The sequence below is a fragment of the Endozoicomonas atrinae genome, assembly GCF_001647025.1.
Taxonomy (GTDB): Bacteria; Pseudomonadota; Gammaproteobacteria; order Pseudomonadales; family Endozoicomonadaceae; genus Endozoicomonas; species Endozoicomonas atrinae.
On record NZ_LUKQ02000284.1, the window covers coordinates 1 to 6,492 of the forward strand.

Genomic DNA, 6,492 nt, shown 5'->3' on the forward strand with positions numbered 1-6,492 from the left:
TTACGTGTGGGTTTTGCCTCGGGGTTGGGTGCCTTGCCGTGGACGTGTACGTCGATGAAGTCGGATTTGAGTTGACCTTTCTCGGCCAGATCAAGGGCAAGGATGATGAGCTTCTGGAAGTTTGTTAGCTCGAAGTCGGGGTACCTGAGATTGATGTAGCCGAGGTAGGATTCCTCGGCGGCACGGAGTTTCAGGAGGTGTTTCGCTGCATCCTTGCGGCTGATTTTCATGCGTTACCGTTTGGCTTTACGGGAGAGCCACGCCTGAGAAAGTTCGGCGGCGGCCATCGGGTCAGTGATGTTGCTGGCTGCTACCCGCATCATGTGGTCGATGATGGCCATTTTCCGGCGTTCTGGCGGAATGTCGTCCAGGTTGAGCATGTTCATGTGCTGGCCGAACTCTTCAGGGGTAAGGCTTGAGGGAATGCCGTTCTTCTCGCGGTTAATGACGGTCATGGTCGTGTTCCTGTGTGGAGAGTTTGATGGGGATAACTTCGGATTCGGTTTGTATCCAGACGCGGGCACCGCATGAGAGGGGCTTGTCTGGGCTGTAGATAATGTCGCATGGGCCAGAGATGTGGACTTGATGGGCGTAGGTGTTGTCCTTGTAGGTCTTGACGGTGAGCGGAGGTTCCCGCTCGTCGTGCTTGTGGTTGCTTTTTATGACGTGCTGGTTGACGTGGATGATGGTTTTCATGAGCGTCTGACCGGCGTGATGAATTGAGGGGTGTAATCGCCGGTGTGGCAGTTACGGACGTTGAACTCGAAGTATTCGATGGCGTCTTCGTAGGTCATGCCCTGGGACTCAAAGACTTCAAGGCAGGCTTCCTCGTCGTAGATGGCGATCCATTGTTCGGTTCCGGTATCCACGAAGCCAACCAGGGCTGCTTCAAGGCCGTCGAAGAGAGTGGCGACGACGCCCATGGAGGCGAGTTGTTCTTCGATGATGTCGCGAGTGATGTCGGTGTTCATGGTGCCGGTACCTGTGCGGTTTCTTGTAGTTTTTTTCGTTCCCGTTTCTGGATTTCGCGGTCGAGATACCAGCGGGCTTTGTGCAGGTCTTCGATGGCATCGTGCTTGAGGTCGCATCGCCAGAGGTATTTGAGGCAGTTCCCCAGGTTGAAGCCCATGTGTTCGGTGATCTGGATACATTCGATGCCAGAGGGGTGGCGGGTGTAGTGCTTCGGGTGATTTACGTTGTCGTCCATGACAGGTTCTCCTGGGTTATTCGTCGTCTGGGACGACCTCGGCTTCGGCGATGATGGCTTCGAGTTCGTCGCGGGAGAGTTCATCGACTTTGCGGTGTTCGATAGAGACCTCGGTGAACTTCTGGGATAAATCCGGCATGACTTTATTGAGCAACATGCCGTAGAGGCGGACTTGATTGCTGTTCCACTCGGACTTTCCTTCGAGGAAGAGGCGGGCGCGTTCGGTTTCGCTGACGACGATGTTATGGAGGTCGGTACGAATGCGGGCAACGTCTTCGGGAGATACGGGTCTGGCCAGAAGACGGGCTTGTACGGCCATCATTTGCTTGGCGACGTGTTCCTCGTTGGCTTTTTGCTGGTCGAGCTTGCGCTGTTTCTCTTCGATGTCGAGTTTTCGTTTTTCGAGAAGGGCTTTGCTGTTGTTTTCGGAGATGGTTTTGCGGCCCTTGCGTCCGGTTTTGTCGCGATTCTTGGCTTTGCGGGATTGCTGGGACTGTTTGTAGCGGGATTCGCGGTAAGGGAGTTTGATTGTGTCGCCAGGTTGTTGAGGCGTCTCGGTGTTCTCGTCCGGTAAGTTGATCGGGCCGATGTCTTCTGGTTTTACGTGCGGCATTTTTTTAGACCTGTTTTTGAAATTTGCTAAAAATTGTCGCGGGGTCGGAAAGTGGAAATTCCTGGGACTCCTAACGGCGAAACGACCCTGCCCCCCCCCTTTCTTGTATGGCTTTTTCTTTGTCCGGTCGTCCACTTTTTTTAAGTCATTGATTTTAAACAATGCTCGGAACCTAGATACGGTTCATATAAACAAAAATTTATATGTTACATTGTAACAGTTTGCGGTTAAAAAATACGTTAGTACTCACTCACATTTCATAACCCCTTGTTTTTCCTACCAAAAACCGCTTCGTACGAAGTGCAGTAGTAACGTGTGCGCGTCGTGACAGATGATTTTTCGCTTCGTGAGAGTGTTCACAGTAAAAACAACTATGTTTCACGCGCATATATAGGGGAAACCACTGTGCCAATTCCGGCAAACCAGAGAGGTTATTCCCATGGAAAATTTACACGGCAAAACCGCGAAAGAAATCACCGCACTCGTGCAGTCAGGCGAGGTTGACCAGACCGTTGCCGTCGAGCACATGCTCCAGAACGGCGCAAAGCGCGTAGCCAAGGGTCGCAAGCCCACGTTCCCGAGCCTGAAGGCGCTCGAAGCCATGACCGGCAAGCCCATCGCCACCCTGCGCGATGAGATCAACGCGATCGCCGGTGTTGCTGCTCCGCAGCAGCCCAAGAAATCCACGAAGCGCAAAGCCACGAAGCCAAGTGCGAACCACGCACAGCTCGACGGCTTGACCGTCGCCTTCGTCGAGGCTGACGTCATGAAACTCATGGACTCACGCACCACCAAGGCCGCGATCACCCGCATGAACAAGGGCATGATCAAAGACCCGCTCAAGGTCGCGAACCTGCGTGAAGCCGAGCGTCGTCTCGGTCTCGTCGAGCCTGAGCAAGCCAAGCCCGTGAGTGCAGACGCACGAATCGACGCGCTTGAAGCCAAGCTGGACAAACTGCTCGCAGTGTTCGGGTAATCCACCTGCGTAACCACTCCCCGCCTCGTGCGGGGATTTTTTTTGTCCACGAAAAATGCGAGGTAACGCGCTATGAAAAACATCTCACTCGTTCGTCTGACGAACATCCACAACACCATCCAGCAGGCGTACTGCGTCTTCGACGTGTGCGAACTCTGGTGGTATGGCTGGTACGTGGCCATCAAGTCAACACAGCATGACGGCGTATGGTTCAGCCTCGCGCCGCTCGATGGTGACGGTCACTACAACACCCGTGACATCAGGACATTCAAGTCTGAACGTGACTGGCCAGAGGACGCATGTATCAACATCACCGACGATCACCCTGACGCTTTGCTCATCGAGCTACGAGGCCACGACTACAGCGAGGCGCTCATGTTATGGGAACACAGCGACAACGCCGTCTACCTGCTCGGTGCTGACGAAGCAGGCGAGGATATGGACGCGAGTAATCCACTGCACGAATGGGACTTCAACACAGGAGAAACACTATGAAACTACCACAACAATTCCAAGGTGCGGCTCGTGCCTGCTACGACGGCGCGGTCAACCGTCAACTCATCGCCCGCAACATCCACGAAGCGATTGTCTACTGCCAAGAGAACAACATCGCCCTCGAAGCTGACGACTGTCCGCCAGAGATAACGATCATGATCGCCCAACTCGCCTACCTGCTGGGTTTGCGTGACATATCACTCTCGGACAAGTACGAGGAAGCAATGAGAGAGCTGGGTTACATCTAACACGAGCACCCGCGCATGTTCTTAGGGGAAATCCATCAGCCAGATCAATCGGTCTGGTTTTTTTGTGCCCAAAACAAACGTCCACGGAGGACAACACCATGAAACTACTCACAAAAGCCATCGAAAACCAGTTCGCCAAGACCGGCGACTTGTCACAAACACCCATCGACGACATCACCGTCATCTGCAAGTGGTTCAACCCCTGCGGTAGCCACACATGGTACGTCTACGAACGTCTCGACGACGACATCTTCATGGCCTTCGTCACCGACGGCAATCCCATGTTCGCCGAGTGCGGCACGGTCTCACTGGCTGAACTCCAGAGCGTCACGCTCCCTTTCGGTATGTCCATCGAACGTGACATCAACTTCAAGCCACGCCCACTCAGGAAGATCATCGACACCATCAAGGCAGGAGGACACGTCTGACATTTGCCAACTACTGCACTGTGATATTGACTGATACGACAACAAGAGGAACACATCATGTTAAAACAAGAACACATTCACAACGGACAAGCCCTGATCTGTACTCGCTCCGATGCCGATCAACCTTTCACCCAAGGTAATGTTTATTACCTGAATCACGTAGCAAAACAATGGCCTTACGTAGATTCGTTCTGTTATCTGGTGGGCGAAAACTATCAATCCGAACTTTACGAAACCAAGCATCTGTTACTTGATGACAAGGCTTGCGAGTTTAAACCCTTCACACCTTGCCCTGACACATATCAAGTTCACCTCGATGTGCTGGACTGGGTTATGGATAACCTGCCCTGTTACACCAAGGAAGGTGACGCAGCCGCGATCATCGACATCAACGACCTTGAAGAACTTCAAATCGGAGAGTTACTCAACGCATTGAATCAGCCTGACTGGATCACGCTAGAGTCCCTTCGCAGACACAGGTACGTGACCCTCTGGTCTTGAAACAAGGAGAACAACAAATGACCTTCACACAATGGCTCAAGCAAGCCAACGACTACGCCTTGAAGACCTACAACATCGAAGCCCGTGAGGTAACGGGCGACTATCGCAGGCTCAAGGACTCCTACGAAGCTGGCGAAGCACCCGAAGAATGCGTCGAGTACTACGCCACGAAATACCGACTGACAAAACTCGAAGACTTTGGAGGGTACTTATGAACGACCAACAAAAGAAAGAATACATCGCAAATAGAGGGCGTTACTGCCCGTATTGTGGAAGCTCTGAGTTATCTGTCATAGCAGGCGATTATCACAGCACAGGCCAGTACTACAACGCAGAATGCGACGACTGCCACAAAAAATGGTGTGAAGTTTACACACTGACTGACGTAGAGGTGGACGAAGAATGAAACAAAAAATCGAACAACTCAAATCAGCTATCGAAGCCGACCACTGGGACAGCACCTTATGGGATCACATTTATGACTGTGTAGTGAACGATACCGAGGGGCCAAAGAGCATGAATCGTATGTTCATGTGGTGGCTCGGTAGTAGTGATGAAAACAAAAAGATCATCAACGATACGATGATCCACCTGATTGGTTTCTCGATGGAATCCATCATCAACAAAGTCATGGAGGATGACGAATGAAAATCAAACCCGCATGGTTCGAAGTCATCCCCGCCTTGTGCGGGGATTCATTCTCGATGTCAGAGATTGGCGTCTACATCCACGCAAGCAAGGAGGAAGTCGAAGAAGAAATTCAGGACTTGGTAAACCACTACCGCGAACAGATCGCAGCCGGTGAACGTGAAGAGGGCGACGACGAGGTGGATTTCTACCCGCTGCGTGTCCTGCTCACGGACACAGGTAGAGTCCTCGACGAGAATGCCAACGACATCACTGATTACGTGCTGAGAGTCATGCGTGACAGCGCAAACATCACTGACCCCAGCAAGTTCATCGAACAGATCATCGAGTACGTGAAAGGAGAGCCTATCAACTGGGACGAACCTACCACCAACTCCTGATCCACGACGTTCGTTGTTCGGGAACACACTCACACCCGCCCGCGCTATTAGGGGAAACCCCCTTACCAAATTCTCAGTTTTCCCCTGATCCCACCTCACTGGGTCGGATTGGCATTCACCCACGGGATTAGGGGAACCCTCTCAGCCAGATCAAATACGGTCTGGCTTTTTTGTGCAACCACGAAAAGGAGATCGTCATGATCCTCATACGTTTGAAAGACTTCGTTCAAAACATGAGCCTCGGCTCAACCAGCGACACCCCACCTGAAGTACGGTTCATCCGTCCTGACATGCTCTCGCCAGAGTACGACCCGTTCGGTGACGGCAGCTCTTTCCTTGCTGTCCACGATCCCGACGAGTTCGACCAGTTCCTCCGCTCCTACAACGGCGGCGCATACATCCGAGACATGACTAACTGGTACAGCCGCAACATCAACAACAGCCATTACGTCGTGGTTCGCTACGACAACAGAGACAACGCCGTCTACTTCGGCAACTACTACGCCAACGGTGGCCGCATTGTCGGTGGTCATCACATGAACAACGACGACAGAACGTGGTCAAGCCACACGTAAGGAGAGCAACCATGAGCAACGAGAAACAACACCGTGAAGACCTGCGTCGTGAGGTGTATGACCTGTTTAAGTACTTCGAGCGACACATCTTCGACAAGGACGGCAGGCTTGATCACCTGTTCAGGTCAGGCGCTATCGACTTCAGCCAGAGACACACGGGAACCAAGCTCCCGCGACAAATCCTCATCGCTATCGCTCATGACATGAGCGGTTTACACAGACCATTAAGGGACTGCAACAACGAGTTCGACAGGGACGTGGACAACCTGCGTCAACACCTATAAGGAGACCCCCATGTACAAGAATAACTTCGACATGAGTTCAACGGGACTCAACATAGAACTGACCTGCTTCTACGACTGCGCCAGGGCACAGTACGATTTCAGCGAGTCGTTCACCTACATCAAGCAGTACAAGCAGC

17 protein-coding genes are annotated in these 6,492 nt (G+C 52.4%); 11 read left to right on the top strand and 6 right to left on the bottom strand.

Going from position 1 to position 6,492, the window contains the following annotated elements; translation table 11 throughout:
* The 6 genes from AK963_RS24140 to AK963_RS24165 all read right to left on the bottom strand — a co-directional run.
* Window positions 1-230 (bottom strand): hypothetical protein (locus AK963_RS24140; protein ID WP_139117625.1); only part of this gene is annotated, 230 nt, incomplete at its 3' end.
* Window positions 231-233: 3 nt separating this feature from the next.
* On the bottom strand, window positions 234-455 hold the full coding sequence (locus tag AK963_RS24145) for a hypothetical protein (RefSeq protein WP_066017949.1): 222 nt from the start codon (window positions 453-455) through the stop codon (window positions 234-236).
* The gene (locus AK963_RS24150) at window positions 442-696 is read right to left on the bottom strand and encodes a hypothetical protein (RefSeq protein ID WP_066017950.1); all 255 of its coding nucleotides are present in this window, start codon (window positions 694-696) and stop codon (window positions 442-444) included. The genes AK963_RS24145 and AK963_RS24150 overlap by 14 nt, the downstream gene beginning before the upstream one ends.
* Window positions 693-971 carry a hypothetical protein gene (locus tag AK963_RS24155; RefSeq protein ID WP_066017951.1) on the bottom strand — a complete coding sequence of 93 codons (279 nt, stop codon included), beginning with the start codon at window positions 969-971 and terminating at the stop codon, window positions 693-695. Before AK963_RS24155 ends, AK963_RS24150 begins: the two co-directional genes overlap by 4 nt.
* Entirely contained in the window at window positions 968-1,207 is a 240-nt protein-coding gene (locus AK963_RS24160) for a DUF3310 domain-containing protein (RefSeq protein WP_066017952.1), read from the bottom strand. The genes AK963_RS24155 and AK963_RS24160 overlap by 4 nt, the downstream gene beginning before the upstream one ends.
* Before the next feature lie 16 nt (window positions 1,208-1,223).
* On the bottom strand, window positions 1,224-1,820 hold the full coding sequence (locus tag AK963_RS24165) for a hypothetical protein (RefSeq protein ID WP_238593835.1): 597 nt from the start codon (window positions 1,818-1,820) through the stop codon (window positions 1,224-1,226).
* 439 nt (window positions 1,821-2,259) lie between these two features.
* Here AK963_RS24165 and AK963_RS24170 point away from each other — a divergent pair, with 439 nt between their 5' ends.
* The 11 genes from AK963_RS24170 (at window position 2,260) to AK963_RS24215 (ending at window position 6,355) form a co-directional block, all read left to right on the top strand.
* On the top strand, window positions 2,260-2,796 hold the full coding sequence (locus tag AK963_RS24170; RefSeq protein WP_066017954.1) for a hypothetical protein: 537 nt from the start codon (window positions 2,260-2,262) through the stop codon (window positions 2,794-2,796).
* A 72-nt stretch (window positions 2,797-2,868) separates the two neighbouring features.
* The gene (locus AK963_RS24175) at window positions 2,869-3,291 is read left to right on the top strand and encodes a hypothetical protein (RefSeq protein ID WP_066017955.1); all 423 of its coding nucleotides are present in this window, start codon (window positions 2,869-2,871) and stop codon (window positions 3,289-3,291) included.
* Window positions 3,288-3,539, top strand: coding sequence for a hypothetical protein (locus tag AK963_RS24180; RefSeq protein WP_066017956.1), 252 nt, complete (start codon window positions 3,288-3,290; stop codon window positions 3,537-3,539). Before AK963_RS24175 ends, AK963_RS24180 begins: the two co-directional genes overlap by 4 nt.
* Window positions 3,540-3,637: 98 nt before the next feature.
* Complete coding sequence (locus tag AK963_RS24185; RefSeq protein ID WP_066017957.1) at window positions 3,638-3,967, top strand: DUF2958 domain-containing protein; 330 nt, start codon at window positions 3,638-3,640, stop codon at window positions 3,965-3,967.
* A 57-nt stretch (window positions 3,968-4,024) separates the two neighbouring features.
* Window positions 4,025-4,468: a hypothetical protein gene (locus tag AK963_RS24190; RefSeq protein WP_066017958.1), complete on the top strand. Its 444-nt coding sequence runs from the start codon at window positions 4,025-4,027 to the stop codon at window positions 4,466-4,468.
* Window positions 4,469-4,485: 17 nt separating this feature from the next.
* Window positions 4,486-4,683 carry a hypothetical protein gene (locus AK963_RS24195; protein ID WP_066017959.1) on the top strand — a complete coding sequence of 66 codons (198 nt, stop codon included), beginning with the start codon at window positions 4,486-4,488 and terminating at the stop codon, window positions 4,681-4,683.
* Complete coding sequence (locus AK963_RS32420) at window positions 4,680-4,874, top strand: hypothetical protein (protein ID WP_139117626.1); 195 nt, start codon at window positions 4,680-4,682, stop codon at window positions 4,872-4,874. The genes AK963_RS24195 and AK963_RS32420 overlap by 4 nt, the downstream gene beginning before the upstream one ends.
* Complete coding sequence (locus AK963_RS24200) at window positions 4,871-5,116, top strand: hypothetical protein (protein ID WP_066017960.1); 246 nt, start codon at window positions 4,871-4,873, stop codon at window positions 5,114-5,116. Before AK963_RS32420 ends, AK963_RS24200 begins: the two co-directional genes overlap by 4 nt.
* On the top strand, window positions 5,113-5,496 hold the full coding sequence (locus AK963_RS24205; RefSeq protein ID WP_066017961.1) for a hypothetical protein: 384 nt from the start codon (window positions 5,113-5,115) through the stop codon (window positions 5,494-5,496). The genes AK963_RS24200 and AK963_RS24205 overlap by 4 nt, the downstream gene beginning before the upstream one ends.
* Window positions 5,497-5,693: 197 nt before the next feature.
* Window positions 5,694-6,071, top strand: a complete 378-nt coding sequence (locus AK963_RS24210; RefSeq protein ID WP_066017962.1) for a hypothetical protein — start codon at window positions 5,694-5,696, stop codon at window positions 6,069-6,071.
* Between the two features lie 11 nt (window positions 6,072-6,082).
* Window positions 6,083-6,355, top strand: coding sequence for a hypothetical protein (locus AK963_RS24215; RefSeq protein WP_066017963.1), 273 nt, complete (start codon window positions 6,083-6,085; stop codon window positions 6,353-6,355).
* Window positions 6,356-6,492: the final 137 nt, after the last annotated feature.

Bases quoted from the DNA above. Each gene is read 5' to 3' on its own strand.
- AK963_RS24145 (WP_066017949.1), bottom strand. From the start codon at position 455: ATGACCGTCATTAACCGCGAGAAGAACGGCATTCCCTCAAGCCTTACC.
- AK963_RS24150 (WP_066017950.1), bottom strand. From the start codon at position 696: ATGAAAACCATCATCCACGTCAACCAGCACGTCATAAAAAGCAACCAC.
- AK963_RS24155 (WP_066017951.1), bottom strand. From the start codon at position 971: ATGAACACCGACATCACTCGCGACATCATCGAAGAACAACTCGCCTCC.
- AK963_RS24160 (WP_066017952.1), bottom strand. From the start codon at position 1,207: ATGGACGACAACGTAAATCACCCGAAGCACTACACCCGCCACCCCTCT.
- AK963_RS24165 (WP_238593835.1), bottom strand. From the start codon at position 1,820: ATGCCGCACGTAAAACCAGAAGACATCGGCCCGATCAACTTACCGGAC.
- AK963_RS24170 (WP_066017954.1), top strand. From the start codon at position 2,260: ATGGAAAATTTACACGGCAAAACCGCGAAAGAAATCACCGCACTCGTG.
- AK963_RS24175 (WP_066017955.1), top strand. From the start codon at position 2,869: ATGAAAAACATCTCACTCGTTCGTCTGACGAACATCCACAACACCATC.
- AK963_RS24180 (WP_066017956.1), top strand. From the start codon at position 3,288: ATGAAACTACCACAACAATTCCAAGGTGCGGCTCGTGCCTGCTACGAC.
- AK963_RS24185 (WP_066017957.1), top strand. From the start codon at position 3,638: ATGAAACTACTCACAAAAGCCATCGAAAACCAGTTCGCCAAGACCGGC.
- AK963_RS24190 (WP_066017958.1), top strand. From the start codon at position 4,025: ATGTTAAAACAAGAACACATTCACAACGGACAAGCCCTGATCTGTACT.
- AK963_RS24195 (WP_066017959.1), top strand. From the start codon at position 4,486: ATGACCTTCACACAATGGCTCAAGCAAGCCAACGACTACGCCTTGAAG.
- AK963_RS32420 (WP_139117626.1), top strand. From the start codon at position 4,680: ATGAACGACCAACAAAAGAAAGAATACATCGCAAATAGAGGGCGTTAC.
- AK963_RS24200 (WP_066017960.1), top strand. From the start codon at position 4,871: ATGAAACAAAAAATCGAACAACTCAAATCAGCTATCGAAGCCGACCAC.
- AK963_RS24205 (WP_066017961.1), top strand. From the start codon at position 5,113: ATGAAAATCAAACCCGCATGGTTCGAAGTCATCCCCGCCTTGTGCGGG.
- AK963_RS24210 (WP_066017962.1), top strand. From the start codon at position 5,694: ATGATCCTCATACGTTTGAAAGACTTCGTTCAAAACATGAGCCTCGGC.
- AK963_RS24215 (WP_066017963.1), top strand. From the start codon at position 6,083: ATGAGCAACGAGAAACAACACCGTGAAGACCTGCGTCGTGAGGTGTAT.